This window comes from Catellatospora sp. KI3 (assembly GCF_029948125.1).
Classification (GTDB): Bacteria; Actinomycetota; Actinomycetes; order Mycobacteriales; family Micromonosporaceae; genus Catellatospora.
The window spans coordinates 101,051-119,513 of sequence record NZ_JASAMB010000015.1 but is presented as its reverse complement, the minus strand read 5'-3'; the positions used below and the strand labels follow the sequence as shown (position 1 = coordinate 119,513).

16 protein-coding genes are annotated in these 18,463 nt (G+C 73.3%); 11 read left to right on the top strand and 5 right to left on the bottom strand.

Features of this window, described 5'->3' with window-relative positions; all coding sequences use genetic code 11:
- Positions 1-135 precede the first annotated feature (135 nt).
- Entirely contained in the window at positions 136-1,347 is a 1,212-nt protein-coding gene (locus QEZ54_RS23150; RefSeq protein WP_281306803.1) for a glycoside hydrolase family 3 N-terminal domain-containing protein, read from the bottom strand.
- Between the two features lie 709 nt (positions 1,348-2,056).
- Here QEZ54_RS23150 and QEZ54_RS23145 point away from each other — a divergent pair.
- The 5 genes from QEZ54_RS23145 to QEZ54_RS23125 all read left to right on the top strand — a co-directional run bounded on the left by QEZ54_RS23145 (position 2,057) and on the right by QEZ54_RS23125 (position 7,055).
- Positions 2,057-4,498: a glycosyl hydrolase family 28-related protein gene (locus QEZ54_RS23145; RefSeq protein ID WP_281306802.1), complete on the top strand. Its 2,442-nt coding sequence runs from the start codon at positions 2,057-2,059 to the stop codon at positions 4,496-4,498.
- A gap of 252 nt (positions 4,499-4,750) precedes the next feature.
- Positions 4,751-5,098: a hypothetical protein gene (locus QEZ54_RS23140; RefSeq protein ID WP_281306801.1), complete on the top strand. Its 348-nt coding sequence runs from the start codon at positions 4,751-4,753 to the stop codon at positions 5,096-5,098.
- The gene (locus tag QEZ54_RS23135) at positions 5,098-6,129 is read left to right on the top strand and encodes a hypothetical protein (protein ID WP_281306800.1); all 1,032 of its coding nucleotides are present in this window, start codon (positions 5,098-5,100) and stop codon (positions 6,127-6,129) included. The genes QEZ54_RS23140 and QEZ54_RS23135 overlap by 1 nt, the downstream gene beginning before the upstream one ends.
- On the top strand, positions 6,126-6,632 hold the full coding sequence (locus QEZ54_RS23130) for a roadblock/LC7 domain-containing protein (RefSeq protein WP_281306799.1): 507 nt from the start codon (positions 6,126-6,128) through the stop codon (positions 6,630-6,632). The genes QEZ54_RS23135 and QEZ54_RS23130 overlap by 4 nt, the downstream gene beginning before the upstream one ends.
- A gap of 51 nt (positions 6,633-6,683) precedes the next feature.
- Positions 6,684-7,055, top strand: a complete 372-nt coding sequence (locus QEZ54_RS23125; RefSeq protein ID WP_281306798.1) for a hypothetical protein — start codon at positions 6,684-6,686, stop codon at positions 7,053-7,055.
- Positions 7,056-7,119: 64 nt separating this feature from the next.
- Here QEZ54_RS23125 and QEZ54_RS23120 read toward each other — a convergent pair whose 3' ends face one another.
- The 4 genes from QEZ54_RS23120 to QEZ54_RS23105 all read right to left on the bottom strand — a co-directional run bounded on the left by QEZ54_RS23120 (position 7,120) and on the right by QEZ54_RS23105 (position 12,721).
- A complete protein-coding gene (locus QEZ54_RS23120) occupies positions 7,120-9,048 on the bottom strand; it encodes a multicopper oxidase (RefSeq protein ID WP_281306797.1) in 1,929 nt (642 codons plus the stop codon).
- A 265-nt stretch (positions 9,049-9,313) separates the two neighbouring features.
- Entirely contained in the window at positions 9,314-10,567 is a 1,254-nt protein-coding gene (locus QEZ54_RS23115; RefSeq protein WP_281306796.1) for a ketosynthase chain-length factor, read from the bottom strand.
- Complete coding sequence (locus tag QEZ54_RS23110) at positions 10,564-11,829, bottom strand: beta-ketoacyl-[acyl-carrier-protein] synthase family protein (protein WP_281306795.1); 1,266 nt, start codon at positions 11,827-11,829, stop codon at positions 10,564-10,566. Before QEZ54_RS23110 ends, QEZ54_RS23115 begins: the two co-directional genes overlap by 4 nt.
- A 46-nt stretch (positions 11,830-11,875) precedes the next feature.
- A complete protein-coding gene (locus tag QEZ54_RS23105; RefSeq protein WP_281306794.1) occupies positions 11,876-12,721 on the bottom strand; it encodes an AfsR/SARP family transcriptional regulator in 846 nt (281 codons plus the stop codon).
- Between the two features lie 251 nt (positions 12,722-12,972).
- Between QEZ54_RS23105 and QEZ54_RS23100 the strand changes: the two genes are divergently transcribed.
- From QEZ54_RS23100 to QEZ54_RS23075, 6 genes are read left to right on the top strand one after another with little or no spacing between them, the layout of a single operon-like run.
- The gene (locus QEZ54_RS23100) at positions 12,973-13,896 is read left to right on the top strand and encodes an SRPBCC family protein (protein WP_281306793.1); all 924 of its coding nucleotides are present in this window, start codon (positions 12,973-12,975) and stop codon (positions 13,894-13,896) included.
- Positions 13,889-15,580: a class I adenylate-forming enzyme family protein gene (locus QEZ54_RS23095; protein WP_281306792.1), complete on the top strand. Its 1,692-nt coding sequence runs from the start codon at positions 13,889-13,891 to the stop codon at positions 15,578-15,580. The genes QEZ54_RS23100 and QEZ54_RS23095 overlap by 8 nt, the downstream gene beginning before the upstream one ends.
- 14 nt (positions 15,581-15,594) lie before the next feature.
- Entirely contained in the window at positions 15,595-15,888 is a 294-nt protein-coding gene (locus QEZ54_RS23090) for an antibiotic biosynthesis monooxygenase family protein (protein ID WP_281306791.1), read from the top strand.
- Positions 15,889-15,915: 27 nt separating this feature from the next.
- Positions 15,916-16,173 (top strand): acyl carrier protein, encoded by a 258-nt coding sequence (locus QEZ54_RS23085; RefSeq protein WP_281306790.1) that lies wholly within the window; start codon positions 15,916-15,918, stop codon positions 16,171-16,173.
- Positions 16,170-17,879, top strand: coding sequence for an acetyl-CoA carboxylase carboxyltransferase subunit alpha (locus tag QEZ54_RS23080; RefSeq protein WP_281306789.1), 1,710 nt, complete (start codon positions 16,170-16,172; stop codon positions 17,877-17,879). Before QEZ54_RS23085 ends, QEZ54_RS23080 begins: the two co-directional genes overlap by 4 nt.
- Positions 17,876-18,454, top strand: a complete 579-nt coding sequence (locus QEZ54_RS23075; RefSeq protein ID WP_281306788.1) for an acetyl-CoA carboxylase biotin carboxyl carrier protein subunit — start codon at positions 17,876-17,878, stop codon at positions 18,452-18,454. The genes QEZ54_RS23080 and QEZ54_RS23075 overlap by 4 nt, the downstream gene beginning before the upstream one ends.
- The last annotated feature ends 9 nt before the right edge of the window (positions 18,455-18,463 follow it).

Here is an 18,463-nt window from a genome sequence, read left to right as displayed (position 1 = left end):
CGACCCTCCGGACCCCCCGACAACCGAGTTTCCGCCGGCCGCAACCCTCCTGCATGATCGCGGTACGCCGTCATGATCCTCGCGCCAGCCCGCCCTCCTGACCGCAGCCGCCGAGCACCGGCGCAGCGCGGTCCGTCAGGTGGGTGGCCAGAGGGCGTCGATGCGGGCGACCGAGCGGTCGAGCTGCGCCTCGGTGACCTTGCCGGCGCGGACCAGGCCGAGCACGGTGCCGACCACGCCCTCGACGATGTCGGGGTCGTAGACGGCCTGGTTGCCGAAGACGAGCTGGTCCACTCCGGCGGCCAGGGCGAGGGCGACGGCCTCGTCGCGGCCGTACGCGTCGGTGATGGCGGTGGCCTGCATGTCGTCGCTGACCACGAGCCCGTCCCAGCCCAGCTGCTCGCGCAGCAGGCCGGTGACGACGGCGTGCGACAGCGACATCGGCAGCCGCGGGTCCAGCTTGCGGTTGTGGAAGTGGGTCACCATCACCGTGTCCAGCGCGCGATCCTTGATCAGCTTTTGGTACGGCTCCAGCTCGGTCGGCGTCCAGGTGTCGGTCACGTCGACGGACTCGAAGTCGGTGTTGCCACTGGCGCTGCCCAGCCCCGGGAAATGCTTGACCGAGGTACGCACCTTGGCGGCGCGGTACGCCGCGATCGCGATCTCGGCATTGGCCGCGACCACGGCGGGGTCGGCCGAGAAGGCGCGGTCGAGCTGTGCGATGGCGGGGTTGTCGGGGTTGACCGCGAGGTCGACGACCGGCGTGAAGTTGTAGTCCACCCCGATGTCGACCAGCGTCCTCGCCATGCCCTCCGCCCACTGCCGGGTGACCTTCGGCGAGTTGCGGGCACCGATCGCCGCCTGGGACGCGGTCGCGGGGAAGCCGTTGGCGGGCTTCAACCGCGCGATCTTGCCGCCCTCCTGGTCGATGGAGACGATCAGGTGCGGCGCGGCCGCGCGCAGGCTGCTGATCAGAGCGGTCACCTGCGGCGGGGAGTCGATGTTGCGGCTGCCGCCGGTGAGCTGGTCGCGGTCGAACAGGATGACGCCGCCGAGGCCCTGCTCGGTGACGGCACGCATGATCCAGTCATCGGGTCCGGCCGTCGCGCCACGGAATCCGGCGATCAGCATCCGCGCGATCTTCTTGCGCAGCACCGCCTCGTCGGACGGCGACGGGGTCACGCCGGTCGGCGTGCCCGGCGTCGCGGTGCTCGGCGGGGCGCCGGTGGGGGCGGGAGTCGCGGCCGTGTGGGAGCCGTCGGCGGCGCAGCCGCCCAGACCCGCGACGACCGCGCCGGCCCCGGCCGCGGTCAGCAGCGTGCGACGGGTGATGCGCCCTCCGGTCACCCCGCCCACGTTACCGGCGTACCTCCCCGCTGATCACCGTCTCCGCGCACCTACCCCCGCGCTGACCACCGTCTCCGCGCACGCGCCCCCGCGCTGATCGCCATGTCAGCGCACGTCCCCGCGTTGATCGCCGTCTTGCGCGCATGACCCTCGATGATCGCCGTTTGCGGTCGGAATCTAGGCGTCGGCGGGCTCTTCTGACCTCGACTGACGATCACGGTCAGCCAGCTACCTCAAGATCGCCCTTTCCGGTGCTTATGGGTCGGGCGCGCTGCCCGAACTGGCGCGCCGCAGAAGCGGGTCACGCCACCGAACGTGTCCAGCGCTGAAACGTCTCCAGCGTTGAGACGTCTTCGGTGAAACGTCTCCGGTTGCCGCTTGCGTGATGTTGCATTTGGCGGCCAGATATTTGCGTAATCTCTGTCGCCTGAAACTGGCCCGAACGGTTGTTTGTTGGGCTTGGGGAAGTCGACGCTCAACCCGTAATCGAGCTGCGCGAGCCAGTAAAGAGGCTTTGGCCAGCGACTTCAACCCAGTGAGGGCAAGCACGACAGTGCAAATTGATGCCATGGCTTTGTCGGGATGTTGCGCTGTGCTCTGGACTATTTCCGAGGGTGGTGCCTACGCTGCTGAGCGCGGATCCGGCGGCGACGCGCGCGAGCCCCGTCCGACCGCGTCCACCCCGTCCTTGTGAATGAAGGAGCCATCCATGCTGCTCCGTACCGCCATGGTGGTGGCGACGGCCGCCGCCACCGGCATGCTCGCCGCGGTGCCCGCCGCCGCGGCGCCCGCGATCCCCACCGTGCCGTCCCTGCCGGGCACCGCGCTGCCGCTGCCCGCGCTGCCCGGCGGCCCCGGCGCCCCCGTCCCGTTCACCGAGTACGAGGCCGAGCACGCCCGCACCAGCGGCACCGTCCTCGCCGCCGACCGGGCGTTCACCCACCTGGCCGCCGAGGCGTCGGGCCGCCGCGCGGTCCGCCTCGACGCGGCCGAGTGGGTGGAGTTCACCCTGGCCAGGCCCGCAGACGCGGTAGACGTGCGCTACTCGGTCGCCGACGGCACCAGCACCGCGCTGACCGTCACCGCAAACGGCGCCCCGCTCGGCACGCTGCCGCTGACCTCGAAGTACGCGCACGTGTACGGCAACTACCCGTACACCAACAACCCGGCGGACCGCGGGCAGCACCACTACTTCGACGACGCGCGCACCCGGTTCGGGCGTACGCTGCCCGCCGGGACCAGGGTGCGGCTGCGCGCCGAGGCCGCCGCCGTGGTGGACCTGGCCGACTTCGAGGTCGTCGCGCCCGCCCCGGCCGCTCCGGCCGGGTTCCTGAACGCGCTGGACTTCGGCGCCGATCCGTCCGGCGCGGCCGACTCCGGCCAGGCGCTGCAGGCTGCGATCGACGCGGCGAAGGAGCAGCAGCGCGGGCTGTGGCTGCCGGCGGGTACGTACACGGTGACGCGGCACCTGGTCGTGGACCGGGTGACGGTGCGCGGGGCGGGGCCGTGGCACACCGTGCTGCGCGGCGCCGGGGTCGGCGTGTTCGGCAACGGCGCGCCGAACCCGAGCACCGACGTGCACCTGGCCGACTTCGCGATCTTCGGCGAGACCGTCGTCCGCGACGACTCGACCAGCGACAGCGGCCTGGGCGGCTCGCTCAGCCACTCCACCGTGGACAACCTGTGGATCGAGCACACCAAGGTCGGCATGTGGTTCGACGGGCCGTCCGAGGGCCTGACCATCACCGGCGGCCGGATCAAGAACGTGTGGGCCGACGGCCTCAACCTGCACAACGGCGTCAGCGACACCGTGGTCCAGCAGCTGTTCGTGCGCAACACCGGTGACGACGGCCTGGCGATGTGGTCCGACGTCAACGCCGACCACCACAACACGTTCCGGCGCAACACGGTGTCGGTGCCGCTGCTGGCCAACGGCTTCGCCGTCTACGGCGGGCGCGACAACACCGTGGCCGACAACATCGCGGCCGACACCGTGACCCAGGGCGGCGGCGTGCACGTCGGCAACCGGTTCGGCGCGGTGCCGCTGGCGGGCACCACCAGGATCTCGGGCAACCTGCTGGTGCGTACCGGGAACCTGGTGCCCAACGAGCCGACCGAGATCGGCGCGCTGTGGTTCTACGCCGCCGACGCCCCGATGGACGGTGCGGTGGAGGTGCGCGACCTGACCCTGCTGGACAGTTCGTACGCGGGGATCCAGTTCTTCGGTAAGTCGATCACCAATGTGTCGGTGGACCGGGTCGCGATCGCCGGGGCGGGCACCACCGCGGTGCAGTTGCAGGCGCCGGGCGCGGCCGTGTTCGCGCACGTCGTGGCGGCCGGGCTGGGCGGCGCGGGGGTGTACGACTGCGCCAGCGGCTTCGCCCTGACCCGGGGCGCGGGCAACCTCGGCTGGTCGGGCACCAGCTGCGGCTTCGCCCCGGCGGGGCAGCTGGAGATCGCGCAGGCCAAGGGCGTCGACTTCGGCTTCCAGCCGGTACGGACCGAGGCCGAGCTGCCGATCGCGATCACCAACCCCGGTCCGAAGCCGATCACCGTCGAGGCGGTCTTCGTCCCGAACGGCTACACCGTGGCGCAGGGCTGCACCACCATCGCCGTCGGCGCCGCCTGCACGCTGCGGATCCGGTTCGCGCCGCAGGCCTCGGGCAACTACGCCGGCCCGGTGACGATCCACAGCACCTCGCCCGCCGGGCCGTACGTGGTGGGGCTGAGCGGCATCGGGTTCGACCCGGACGGCAACCTGGCCCTGGGCCGCACCATCACGGCCAGCTCGCAGGCGTGCTGGTGGTGCGGGCCGGACCGGCTCGCCGACGGCGACCAGGGCTCGTACTTCGAGAGCCTGAACGGCAGCTTCCCGCAGACGGTCACCGTCGACCTGGGCCACGAGGTGTCGGTCCGCCGGATCGTGCTGAAGCTGCCCGCGAACTGGGGCGGCCGCTGGCAGACGATCGCGGTCGACGCGGACGGGGCGCAGCTGGTCGGGCCGGTGGAGTACCTGTTCGCGCCGGAGACCGGCAACATCGTGGAGATCGCCTTCCCGGCCACCGCGGCGCGGCGGCTGACCCTCACCTTCACCAGCAACAACGGCTGGCCGGCCGCGCAGATCTCGGAGTTCGAGGTGTACGCGCGCTAGCCGTACGAAGCAGACGAGGGGCGCGGTCGCACGGGGGCCGCGCCCCTCGCCGTGTCCTAGCCGTGACCGCCCGACGGACAAGGTGTGCGATCGCCGTACGTGCGCGCCGCATAACCTGCCGCGGTCGGCGTCGGTCGGACGGGCGCGGCCGACACTCCCCTCCTGACGGTGTCGGCGCGGGGCGGGGTCTGGGGGCGGCATGAGAGCGGCAGGGGAGCGGCTGTGCTCGACATAGAGAACTGTCTTCATCAGATGATGACGCTGAACGGCGTCCTGGGAGCCAGTCTCATCGACTACCCCAGCGGCTCGACCATCGGCACGGCCGGGCGCGGCCACGGCGACCGCGACGCCTACGACGCGGGCGCCGCCGACATGATCCACGCGACGATGCAGACGGCGGCCTTCGCCACCGTGGGCCAGCCCGCCCACGTCGAGGACATCGTCATCACCGCGGGCAACGGCTACCACCTGCTGCACCTGATCAGCACCGAGGTCGCGGCGCGGATGGTGCTCTACGTGTGGCTCGACCGGCAGGTCGGGAACCTGGCCGTGACGCAGCGGCGCCTCAGCGCGATCGCCGCCCAGTTCTCGCTGAACTGATGCCGACCGAGGTCACCGCCGGGACCGAGGCCGGCCGGGCGCCGACGGTGTCGCGCACGGTCCGGCCGTACCCGGTGCGGGAGGCGCTGGAGCCGTGGTGCGCGGCCGGGGTCAGCGGCGTGATGCGCATCCTCGACGCCCCCGGCGGCGCGGTGTACGTCGTCGACGGCAAGATCGCCTACGCCGAGTGCTCGGTCGCGGCCGGGATGGAGCGGCTGCTCACCGGCTCCGGGCGGCTGCCCGCCGAGGCGTGGCGGGCCGCGGTCGGGGCGGGCCGGGCGCAGCACCGCGTCGGTGCCGAGCTGGTCGCGACCGGGCTGGTCAGCCAGGCCGAGGTGGAGGCGCTCAGCGTCATCGCCCTGTACGACGCGGCCTTCTTCCTGTTCGACCTCGTCGCCAGCGCCCAGTTCGAACCCGGCGCCCGGCACCCCTTCGGCCACCTGCGCACCCTGGACCTGCGCCTGGTCTGCCAGGAGGTGGACCGGCGCAAGCGGCTGCTCGCCGACGCGTGGCCCGACGCGGCCATCGACACCGCGGCGGTGCTGCCGCGGCGGCGGCTGTCCACCCAGGCCGTGGCGCTGACCGCGCTGCAGTGGGAGGTCGTCGCGGGCGCCGACCGGCGCCGCAGCCCGATCGACCTGGCCCGGCTGCTCGGGCGCGACACGTTCACGGTGATGCTCGAGGTGCGCCGGATGGCGCGGGTCGGGCTGGTCGAGCCGGGCCGCCCCGGCGGGTCGGTCGCGGCCGGTTCCGTCGCCACGGTACGGGCCCGCGAGGCCGCCCGCCCCGAACCGGTGCCGCCGCTGCCGCGTATTTCGCCGGAGCGTACCCGCGAACCGGAGCCCCCGCGCCGCGCCGAGCGCAGGCCCGAGCCGCGCGGCTCGGCCCCGCTGGTGCCGCTGCCGCGCCGGCCGGCCCGCGAGCCCGGTGCCTTCGGCGACTTCGACGAGGCCGAGGACCGGCCGCGCGGCGACGGCCGTCCGTCCGATCTGATCCTGACGCGCCTGATCGCGGGCCTGGAGGCGCTGTGATCCGAGCGCTGCTGGACCTGCTGCGCCGCGAGCAGGAGCCCAGCCACGAGCCCCGCCATGCCGCCCAGGACATCCCCCAGGACATCCCCCAGACCCGGAAGAGAGGTGTCGTCGTGGACACCGAGACCCAGATCCCGCTGCAGGCGGAGCTGCGCGAGCTGCGCCTGCGCGTCCCGTACGTCACCGGCGTGCTGGTGGCCAGCGTCGACGGCATGCTCATCGCCGAGGACACCCCGGGCATCGAGCCGGAGGTGTTCGCGGCGATGTCGGCCGCCCAGCTCGGCCTGGGCCAGCAGATCGTGGCGGCGCTGCGCAGCGGCGACTTCCGCGAGACGGTCACCGCCGCCACCAACGGGTACGTCGCCACCTTCGCGGCGGGACAGACGGCGCTGCTGACCGTCGTGGCCGGACCCGATCTGAACGTCGCCCGGCTGCACCACGAGGCCCGGCCGGTGGCCGCCCGCATCGGTCAGTTGATGGGCGCCGTCTACCACCCCGCTTAGCGCACCGCAGATCACCCCTCATCGCAGGGCAAGAGGAGAAACGAGGAACCGATGGCCGACATGGAGAGTTCGCTGCAGGAGGCGATGCAGATCGAGGGCGCGATCGGCGTCGCGCTCGTCGACTACACCAGCGGTATGGCGCTGGGCACGCTCGGCAGCTCGAAGGAGTTCGACCTGACCATCGCGGCGGCGGGCAACACCGACGTGGTCCGGGCGAAGCTGCGCACGCTGGAGATGCTGAAGCTCAAGGACTCGATCGAGGACATCCTGATCACCCTGGGCGGCCAGTATCACGTCATCCGACCGCTGACCAGCCGCAACACCCAGGGGCTGTTCCTGTACATGGTGCTGAGCCGGACCCGGGCCAACCTGGCCATGGCCCGGCACAAGCTCAAGACCATCGAAACCGACCTGCAGATGTGAGGCCGGAGCCCGGCCACCCCGCGGTCATCCTCCCGACCGCGGGGTGGCCCGTCCCGGGGCCTGATCAGTGGCGCGGCGCGACGGTCAGCGGGCGCATCATCTCGTTGTCCTCGTGCTCCAGGATGTGGCAGTGCCACACGTACTGGCCGGGCAGGTCGAAGGTGGCCTTGATGCGGGTGACCTCGCCCGGGTAGGTGATCACGGTGTCCTTGCGGCCGGTCTCGCCGGGGTCGGCGGGGCGGGTCGGCTGCAGGAAGACGTTGCGGCTCAGCACCTCGAACTGCACCTGGTGCAGGTGCACCGGGTGGGCGTGGTCGGTGAAGTTGAGGATCTCCCAGGTCTCGGTGTCCCCGGCGGTCGGCGTCTCGGTGGCGTCGTCGTGCCAGTGCAGCAGCTTCTGCTTGCGGTCGGTGCTGACCGTGCCCAGCATCGCGACCCGGCCGCCGACCCCGGTCAGCACCGCCGAGTCCAGCTCGTCCAGCATCACCCGGCGGGTGACCGTCGCGGCCGGGGAGGCCGCGGTCTTGGGCAGCGTCAGCTGGTCGGCGGGGACCGTGGTGTCCTTGCCGCGCAGCGGCTGCACGTCGAAGCGCAGCACCTGGCCGGTGCCGGCCGGGTCGGCCGCCTGGAACGCCCCGCCGACCTGGCCGCCCGCGAACGGCCCGTCCGGGCCCTCGTTGATCAGGAACAGCTGGGTGCCGGGCTTGGCACCCGTGAAGTCGACGATCACGTCGGCGCGCTCGCCGCTGGCCAGCAGCAGCTGGTCCAGCTGTACCGGCTTGGCCAGGTAGCCGCCGTCGGCGCCGATCTGCCAGAACGGCACCGCGGCCGCCGCGGGCCGGGCGGCGGTCGCGGAGGAGGCGATCTTCAGGATGAGGGTACGGGAGTTGCAGGCGTTGAGCAGCCGCAGCCGGTAGCGCCGGGGCTCGACCGGGGTCCGGGGCCAGGTCGCTCCGTTGACCACCATCGTGTCACCGGCGAACCCCGGGTTCCACATCGGCGCGATGTCGCTGTCGGGCACGTACGGCCCGGCGAAGTGGTCGAAGAACTCCGCCCGGCTGCCCGGGTAGTACAGCGAGCCGTCGGTGTGGAAGGAGCGGTCCTGGACGACCAGCGGCAGCTCGTAGTGGCGGGTGCCCTCCGTGTCGCCCGGCTGCGGCGCGGGGCCGGGCAGCACGCCCGCGGGCAGGTCGGTGTCGCCGCCGCGCAGCAGGTAGAAGCCGACCGGTCCGGCGTACACGTTGAGGCGGGTCATGCCGAGCGTGTGGTCGTGGTACCACAGCGTGCCCGGTGCCTGGTCGTTCGGGTACCGGCAGACCGTCGTCCCCGCCTGCCAGGTCGCCCCGTCGTCCTCGGCCCGGTCGCGGTACAGGTCGTGGTTGGTGCCGCCGACCGCGTAGCCCTTAGGCAGGTTGTTCGCGGCGGGCAGGGTCCACGCCATCGGGTGGCCGTCCGACTCGTCGCCGGTGTGCGCCCCGTGCACGTGCGTGACCAGCGGCACCGGCCCCTGGTACGCCCCCGGCGTCTTGGTGAACTCGCCGTCCATGTCCCGGCCGTCCTTGCCGCCGGGCGGGTTCGCCCAGTGCAGCGTCGGGTCGACCGCGAACAGGTGCGGGCGGAAGTGGCCGTCCTTGTCGTACAGCTCGTTGGCCCAGGTGACCTGTACCGGGCGGGCGACGGTCGCCTCGATGGTGCAGGCCGGGTAGCCGAACGAGGCGGGGTGGCCGACGGCGCCGTACCCCCAGAGGGTGGTCTTGGGCAGGCCCGGCGGCAGCACCTGGCGGCGCAGCTGGCGCACCGCGATCCGGTACACGTCGGTGTCGCCCTTGCGGCTGACCGCGGGCATGGCCGCCGGGATCGGCAGCCGCACCTTGTACTTGGCGATCTTCGTGGGGCTGAGGCGGACCCGCGCGGCGGCCCACGCGGTGCGGCCCGGCAGCAGCAGCGCCGCCGTCCCGAGAGTTGCGGCGCTCAGCAGTTGCCGTCGATACATCGATCGTTCCCCTGTTCGGCCGGGTGCCTGGAGGTCCGGGCGTCAGGTTTCGACCAAATGTCGTAATTGCCCGGAACCGCGGTCACCCTATCGGCCCCGCTTGACCAGCACAAACAGCCACACCGTCACCCCCCGCACAACCCGCCGCCGCGCTGCGCCGAGCACCCGGGCCGAGGATGCAGTTTCGGGGAAAGCGCACGAATGAGGCGTTCCATTCGCGCACTTTCCCCGAAAGTGCTGCCTGACCGCTGAGGGGGTCGGCGGGTCAGCGGGTGAGGACGACGGCGGCGTTGAAGCCGTGGGTGCCGCGGGCCAGGACCAGGGCGGTGCGCGGGTCGGTCTCGCGCGGGACGCCGACGACCAGGTCGAGGTCCGGGTACGCGGGCGAGGTGACGTTGGGCGTCGGCGGGATGACGCCGTCGCGCAGGCTGAGCAGCGCGGCGGCGATGTCCAGGCTCCCCGCGCCCGCGGCCAGCCGCCCGGTCGCCGCCTTCGGCGCGGTCACCGGGACCGCGTGCGGGCCGAACACCTGCGCCAGCGTGCGCGCCTCGGCCCGGTCCAGGGCCGGCACCCCGGCCGCGTCGGCGAAGACCACGTCCACCTCGGACGCGTCCCGGCCCGCGTCGGCCAGCGCCAGCCGGATCGCGCGCAGCAGCCCGGCCGGGCGGCCGCTGCCCGGGGGCGGGTCGAACGTGGCGGCGTACCCGCTGATCTCGCCGTAGACCCGGCCGGCGCCCCGCGCGGCCGCGGCCGCGGCGTCCTCGACGATGAGGATCGCGCCGCCCTCGCCGGGCACCCAGCCGTCCGCGTCGCGGTCGAACGGCAGGTACGCCCGCGCCGGGTCGTCGCGGCGGCTCATGCCGCCCTCGGCGAGCTGGCCGATCCAGCCCCACGGGCACAGCGAGCCGTCGACGCCGCCCGTGACCGCGAGCGCGGTGCCGCCGCGCAGGTTGCGCCGGGCCTGCCCGACCGCGTCGAGCCCGCCCGCCGAGTCGGTGACCAGCACCCCGCTGGGGCCGCGCATGCCGTGCCGGATGGAGATCTGCCCGGTGTTGACGGCGTAGAACCAGGCGAACGACTGGTACGCCGAGACGTGGTCGCTGCCCTTGGCCCACAGCTTCTCCAGCTCGTTCTGGCCGAAGGCGAAGCCCCCGGCGGAGCTGGCGGTGACCACGCTCATGCCGTACTCGGGCAGCGCGGCCGGGTCGACGCCCGCGTCCGCGAGGGCCTGCTCGGCGGCGACCAGCGACAGCCGGGTGACGTGGTCGGTCTGCGGCAGCAGCCGCTCGGGCAGGTGCGCGGCCGGGTCGAAGTCGCGGATCTCGCCGGCCAGCCGCGCGGCGTACTGGCCGGGGTCGAAGCGTTCGATCCGGCCGATGCCGCTGCGTCCGGCCAGGGCCGCCTGCCAGAAGTCGTGGGTGTTCAGGCCGGTCGGCGCCAGCACACCGATGCCGGTGACGACGGCGCGGGCCTGGCCGGGCTCGCGGTGCCGCGGGCGGGCGGCGGTCTGGGTGCTCATCGGGTCGCCTCCGGGCGGGCCAGGACCATCGCGCTCTGGAAGCCGCCGAAGCCGCTGCCGACCGACAGCACCGCGTCCAGGTGCCGGTCGCGTGCCTCGTTGGGTACGTAGTCCAGGTCGCATTCGGGGTCGGGTTCGTGCAGGTTGGCGGTGGGCGGGACGACGTTCTCGGCGATGGCCAGGGCGCAGGCGGCGACCTCGATGGCGCCGATCGCGCCGAGCGAGTGGCCGACCATCGACTTGATCGAGCTCATGGGTGTCGCGTACGCGTGGTCGCGCAGCGCCAGCTTGACGGCGGCGGTCTCGTGCCGGTCGTTCTGCTTGGTGCCCGAGCCGTGCGCGTTGACGTACCCGATCCGCGTCGGGTCGAGCCTGGCCAGGCCGAGGGCGTGCGTGATGGCCTCGGCCATCTCGCGGCCGTCGGGGCGCAGGCCGGTCATGTGGAAGGCGTTGCAGCGCGAGGCGAAGCCGACGATCTCGGCGTAGATCTCGGCGCCGCGGCGGCGGGCGTGCTCGTACTCCTCGAGCACGAACATGGCCGCGCCCTCGCCGAGGACGAACCCGTTGCGGCTGTTGTCGAACGGGCGCGAGGCGTGTGCCGGGTCGTCGTTGCGCGGCGTGGTCGCCTTGATCGCGTCGAAGCAGGCCACGGTGATGGGCGAGATGGGCGCGTCGGTGGCGCCGCCGACGACCAGGTCGGCGCTGCCCTCGCGGATCAGCTCGACCGCGTGCGCGACCGCGTCCAGGCCGGAGGTGCAGCCGGTGGAGACCACCGCGGCCGGGCCCTCGGCCCCGACCGACCAGGCCACCTCGGCGGCGAACGAGCCGGGGACGTAGTAGTCGTACAGGTGGGGCGAGGTGTCCGTGTTGTCGACCAGCCAGTTCCGGCCCCGGTCGGAGGCGATGACGTACTCGCGCTCCAGGCTGGTGGTGGCGCCGACGGCGCTGCCCACCACGGTGCCCAGCCGGGTCGGGTCGAGTTCGGCCGGTTCGATCCCGGCGTCGGCGACCGCCTCGGCCGCGGCGACCACGGCGAACTGGGCCGCGCGGTCCATCCGCAGGATCTGCGCGGCGGTCAGGCCGTGCGCGGCCGGGTCGAAGTCGCACTCGGCCGCCACCTGCGAGCGGAACGGCGACGGGTCGAAGAAGGAGATGGTGCGGGTGGCGGTCCGGCCGCTGGTCAGCAGCTCCCAGAACGCCTTGGTGCCGATGCCGCCGGGGGCTATCACGCCCATCCCGGTGATCACGACTCGTCGTTGCATGCGGGCCTCCCCGTGGGTCGGTTGTGGTCGAGCGTCATGAGGTGCGTCAGCGCGCGCCCGCGCCGGCCAGGACCCCGGCTTCGGCGTACGGCGCCGAGGCGTCCAGGGCCGGGTCGGCGCTGAGGATGGCGCGCTGGATGTGCTGCATGCGGCGGGACGGCTCGAGCCCGAGGTCGTCCAGCAGTACGCCGCGCAGCTGCTGGAACGCCTGCAGGGCGTCGGTGCGCCGCCCGGCCCGGTACAGCGCGATCATGTACTGGGCCTGCAGGTCCTCGTGCAGCGGATGCCGGGCGGCCAGGCTGCTGAGCTCGCCCAGGATCTCGTGGTGGCGGTCCAGGGCCAGGTCGGCGTCGATGCGCTGCTTCCAGGTGGCCAGCCGGTCCTCCTCCAGCCGCCGGGTCTCCACCCGCAGCACCGCGCCGACGCGTACGTCGACCAGTGCCGCCCCCCGCCACACGTCGAGCGCCTGGCCGAGCAGGCGGGCGGCCCGGCCGTGGTCGCCGCAGTCGGCGGCGTGCCGCCCCTGCGCCGCCAGCCGCTCGTAGCAGTGCAGGTCCAGCTCGTCGCCGCCGGCGCCGGGCCGGTCGCGCACCTGCATCCGGTAGCCGTCGGAGGCGGTGACCAGCAGGTCCCGGGCCACGGCGGCCGGGTCCAGCGCGAATGTGCGGGCCAGCATCCGCCGGATCTGCAGGATGTAGGTCTGCAGCGTGGTCTGCGCGCTGGCGGGCGGCTCGTCGTCCCACAGCTCGGTGAAGAGCAGGTCGGTGGGCACGACCCGGTCGGCGTGCATCAGCAGCAGCGCCAGCGCCTTGCGCGGTTTCGGCGCGGTCAGTCGTTCTCCGGCGGCGAACGGCGACCCTACGGTCAGCGGTCCGAGTACCCGAAACAGCATGTGCTACCCCCAAGTGCGGGATCCGGCCGGTAGGCGCGGTTGAAGACCACCTCTCCCACTATTGGCGCTTCGTGGGCCCGAAGTGCGATTTCCACACAATTGGCCGGTTGGGTATTTTTTGCGACCGCAAGTGCCTGACCTGGGCATTCAAGTCGGACTCGACCCGGGCTCAAGTGACGGACTGCGACGGTTTCTCACAGACCGGTCCGGCCGCGACACCGTGCGGCCCGTCCAGATGCGAAGGAGCACCCATGTCCAAGAGCACCAACCGCACCGAGACCCGCACCGCGGTCATCAAGGCACCCGCGTCGGTCGCCTTCGAGATCGTGACCGACCTGCGGCACTGGCCCCAGTTCTTCCCCGACGGCGTGTACGCCGAGGAGGACGGCGACGTGGTGCGCTGGTGGGCGCTGGAAGGCGACGGCGTACGCCACTGGGCCAGCCGCCGCACCCTGGACCGCAGCGGGCTGACCGTCACCTACGACCAGGTCGACTGCCAGGCCCCGCTGACCTCGGCCGGCGTCCAGTGGCGGTTCCGCCCCGCCGCAGACGGCACCTGCGAGGCCGAGCTGACGCTGCGCGCCGACGGCCAGAACAGCAACAGCGGCCGCGACGCCGTCGCCGCGCACCTCAAGGGCGCCGACGAGCAGATCGCCCGGGTCGCCGCCATCGCCGAGAACTGGGACCAGCTCAAGGAGCTGGTGGTCCACTTCGAGGACCCGCTGTTCATCGCGGGCAACACCGAGGCCGTGTACGGCTTCCTCTACGACGCCGACAAGTGGCCCGAGCGGGTCCCGCACGTCACCGCGCTGTCGATGACCGAGGACCAGCCCGGGGTGCAGTTCTTCGACATGGACACGGTCACCCCGGAGGGCCGCGCGCACACCACCCGCTCGGTGCGGATCTGCCTGCCCCACAAGATCATCTACAAGCAGATCGGGCTGCCGAAGCTGCTCGACGCGCACACCGGGCACTGGCACTTCCAGACCACGCCCGAGGGCGTCACGGTCACCGCCCGGCACACCGCCACCATCCGGCCGGACGCGCTGAACCTGCTCGGCGAGAACACCACGGTCGCCGACGCGCGCCGCTACCTGCGCCGCGTGCTCAGCACCAACTCGCTGCAGACGCTGCGCCACGCGCAGGCGTTCGCCGAGGAGCCGGCGCATGCGTGAGGCGACGGTGGCGGGCGCACCGCCCGACCCGGCCCTGCTGCGCGGGGTCCTGCCCGAGGCGGTGCTGACCGACCCGGACGACGATCCGGCGCGGCGGCTCGCGGCGGTGCTCGACCGCAGCGGCGGGACCGCGGACGGGCTGCTGCGCCACGCCGCCCGCACCGCGCCGGGGCGGGCGGCGATCAAGTCGGGCCAGCGTACGGTGTCGTTCGCCGCGCTCGACGCGGCCGCCGACAACTTCGCCGCGGCCCTGCTGGAGCTGCTGCCGACCGGGCACGGCGCCGCCGCGCTCGGCGGGGCGTCCATGGTCGGGGTGGCCGCCGCGCTGGACCCGGCGTTCGCGGTGGCCTACTACGGCACCGTCCGGGCCGGACACGTCTGCGCGGTGGTCAACCCGCTGCAGGGCGCCGACGAACTGCACTGGGTGCTGGAGTCGGCCGACGTACGGGTGCTCGTCGCGGTCGCCGACATGGCCGACCGGCTGCGCGCCATCCGGCTCGACCTGCCCAACCTGCGCCACGTGGTGTACCTGGACCGGCCCGGCGAGGGCGGCCTGTTCACCCTGGCCGGGATGTCCCGGCGGCACCGGGGCACGCCGGCGCCCGAGCACCGCGCCGATCCCGACGCCGTGGCGGTCGCGCAGTTCACCAGCGGCACCACCGGGCGGCCCAAGGCGGTGCTGCTCACGCACCGCAACGTGGTCTACAACGCGGCGCAGGTGGCGCTGGCGCACGGGCTGGGGGCGACCACGGTCGGCCTGAACCACCTGCCCACGTACCACCCGATGCACCTGAACTCGGCCGTGTGCGCCGGGTCGACCCAGGTGCTGGTCCCGGCCGGGGATCCGGCCGAGGCGGTGTCACTGGCCCGCACCACCGGGGCCACCCACTTCTACAGCCTGCCGGTGCGGCTGGCCCGGATGGCCGGGGACCCGCGCCTGCCGGGCTGGCAGCTGCCGACCGCGCGGGCCGTGCTGTCGGGCGGCTCGGCACTGTCGCCGTCGGCCGCGGCCCGGCTGTCGGCCGCGCTCGGGGTGCCGGTCATCCAGGGGTACGGCCTGGCCGAGACCTCGCCGCTGACCCACTGCGACCGCATCGACGCGCCGCGGCCGGGCTCGGTCGGCCGGCCGGTCCCCGGCACCGGCTGCCGGGTGGTCGACCTCGACACCAGGCAGCCGCTGCCACCGGGCCAGCCCGGCGAGGTGCAGGTGTCCGGGCCGCAGGTGATGGCCGGCTACCTGGCCGCCGACGGCTCGGTGCAGCGGCCCGTCGACGCCGACGGGTGGTTCGACACCGGCGACGTGGGCTACCTCGACACCGACGGGGCGCTGTTCCTGGTCGACCGGCTCAAGGACGTCTTCAAGTGCGACAACTGGCTGGTGTCGCCGGTGGAGGTCGAGCGCACCGTGGCCCGGCACCCGGCCGTCGTGGACTGCATGGTCGTCGACCTGCCCCACCCCGAGCGCGGCGCGGTCGCGTACGCCCTGGTCGTCACCGACGACGAGGACGTCACCGGCGACGACGTCATCGCCTTCGTCAACGGGCAGCTGCCCGACTACCAGCACCTGCACGGCATCGAGCTGGTCCGCGAGATCCCGCGCTCGGCGACCGGCAAGGTGCGCCGCCGCGACATCCGCACCCAGCTGCACGGGCGGCTCTCCGCCGCCCACTCCAAGACCGTCTGAACAGGAGAAACACCATGGTCACCTTCATCAACCGGCTCACCGTCCGCGGCGACGTCGCCCAGTTCGAGCAGGTCATGCGCAACCTCAACAACTACATGGCGGCACAGCCGGGCTTCCTGGGCCGGCAGTGCTACCGCTCCCGGCGCGAGCCCAACGTGTTCGTCGAGACCGTGCAGTGGGCCGACCCGGCCGACCACGCCAACGCCGTGGCCACCGACGGGTTCCGGGTGCACGTGCGGGAGCTGGCCGCCGTGGCCGTGCCCGAGCACGACCTCTACGACGCGGTCGTCGAACCCGTCGCCGCCTGATCCCGTCGTGACCGAGGAGGCTCCACCATGTCCACCGTTTCCGACTTCACCATCGACGACGTACGCCGGGTGCTCTCCGACGTCGCCGGTGCCTCGAGCGCCCTCGACGGCGACATCAGCCAGACCAGCTTCGCCGACCTGGGCTACGACTCCCTGGCCCTGCTGGAGACCACCGCCCGCCTGCAGCGTGAGCTGAGCATCAAGCTGCCCGACGACGCGGTGCTGGCGGTCCGGACCCCGGCGCAGCTGATCGATCTGGTCAGCACGGCCCGGATCGCGTCGTGAACGCGGCACAGGTCGACGACCCCACGGCGCGGTGGGTGTCGTGCGGCCGGTGCCAGGGCGTCAGCTACGCCAAACGGCTGGCCCGGGGGCACGGCGTGTGCCCCCGGTGCGGGCACTGCCAGCCGCTGAGCGCACCGGACCGGCTGGACCTGCTGGCCGACCCGGGCTCGATCGAGCCGCTGGACCTCGTCGACGTCGCCGAGGACCCGCTGCGCTTCGTCGACCACAAGCCGTACCCGCAGCGCGTCGCCGACGCCCGGCACGCCACCGGGCTGCCCGAGGCGGTGGTCTGCGCCCGGCTGCGGATCACCGGGGTGCCGGTGGTGGCCGCGGTGATGGACTTCCGGTTCCTGGGCGGCAGCCTGTCCGCCGGGGTCGGCGAGCACATCACCCTGGCCGCCGAGACGGCACTCGCCGAGCGGCTCCCGCTGCTGCTGGTCACCGCCTCGGGCGGGGTACGCATGCAGGAGGGCGTCATCGGGCTGATGCAGATGGCCAAGACCGCCCAGGCGCTGCACCAGCTCGACGAGGCGGGGCTGCCGACGATGTGCCTGGTCACCGACCCGACCTACGGGGGCGTCGCGGCGTCGTACGCGATGCTCGGCGACGTCCTGGTCGCCGAGCCCGGCGCCCGGCTCGGCTTCGCCGGCCCGCGGGTCATCGCGCAGACCATCGGCGAGCAGCTGCCGCCCGGTTTCCAGACCGCCGAGAAGCTGCTCGAACACGGCTTCCTGGATCTGATCTGCCCGCGCTCGGCGCTGCGGCACCGGGTGGGGCGGCTGCTGTCCATCGCCACCCGGCGGCCCGCCGACACCCCACCGGATCCGGTGGCGCCGGTGGTCGTCCGGGAGCCGGAGCGGCTGCCCGAACGCAGCGCCTGGGAGGCGGTGCGCCGGGCCCGCGACATCCGGCGGCCCACCACCTCGGACTACCTGTCGCTGATGCTCGACGACTTCGAGGAACTGCACGGCGACCGCGTCGGCGGGGACTGCCCGGCGATCATCGGCGGCGTCGGGCGGCTCAACGGCAGCCCGGTCCTGGTGCTCGGGCACGAGAAGGGGCACACCACCCGCGAGCTGGCCGCCCGCAACTACGGCATGGCGCATCCGGCGGGCTACCGCAAGGCGGCCCGGCTGCTGCGGCTGGCCGCCAAGTGGGGGCTGCCGGTGGTGACGCTGGTCGACACGCCCGGGGCGTACCCGGGGGTGGACGCCGAGCAGCGCGGCCAGGCCACCGCGATCGCGGAGAACCTGCGCCTGATGGGTTCGCTGCCCGTCCCGGTGGTCACCGTGATCACCGGCGAGGGCTGCAGCGGCGGCGCGCTCGGCATCGCCGTGGCCGACCGGGTGCTCATGCTCGAACACGCCGTATACACCGTGATCAGTCCCGAGGGGTGTGCCGCGATCCTGTGGCGCGACCCGGCCGCCGCGCCCACGGCCGCCCAGGCGCTGCGCATCGACGCGCGGTCGCTGCTGGAGCTCGGGATCGTCGAGGGCGTCATCCCGGAGCCGCCCGGCGGCGCCGAGGCCGACCATGCCGCCGCCGCCCTGCTGCTGCGCGACGCGGTCCATGCCGAGCTGACCGAACTGGCCGACCGCCACGGGACCGCACTGGTCGCCGCGCGCCGCGCCCGGTTCCGCCGGTTCGGCCGACGGCACCAGCAAGCCGAAGAGCTGCTGGTCAGCACCGAAGGAGGGGTACGGTGACCGGTCTTCTCGATCCGTCCATGCCCGCGATGACCTGCGCCGGCGGCGAGCTCGCCGGCCTGCCCGAGGTCGGCCGCACGATCGCCGACGACCTCGACGACGTACGCCGCAGCGCCCAGCGGCTGCTGGCCGAGGTGGGCACCCCGCCCAGCGCGCTGCGCATCCGGGCCGGGGAGGTGCTGGTGGAGCTGGAGTGGGCCACCGCCGCACCCGCGCCGCCACCGGCGTCGGTGCTCGTCCCGGCACCCGCACCGGTGGCCGCTCCGGCGCAGGCCGCCGTCACGGTGACGGTCGAGGCACCGGCAGCGCCGCCGGTCGCCACGGACCTGCGCGACCTGTGCGCCACCACGGTCGGCACGTTCTACCGGGCAGCGGAGCCCGGTACGGCGCCGTTCGTGGTGGAGGGCGACGTGGTCCGGCGCGGCCAGCAGGTCGCGATCATCGAGGTGATGAAGCTGATGATCCCGGTCGAGGCGGAGGCCGACGGCCGGATCGTGGCCATCCACGCCGCCGACGGCACCTCCGTCGAGTACGGCGACCGCCTGTTCAGCCTCGCCGCCGGGCACGACCGGTAAGCGGGGGCG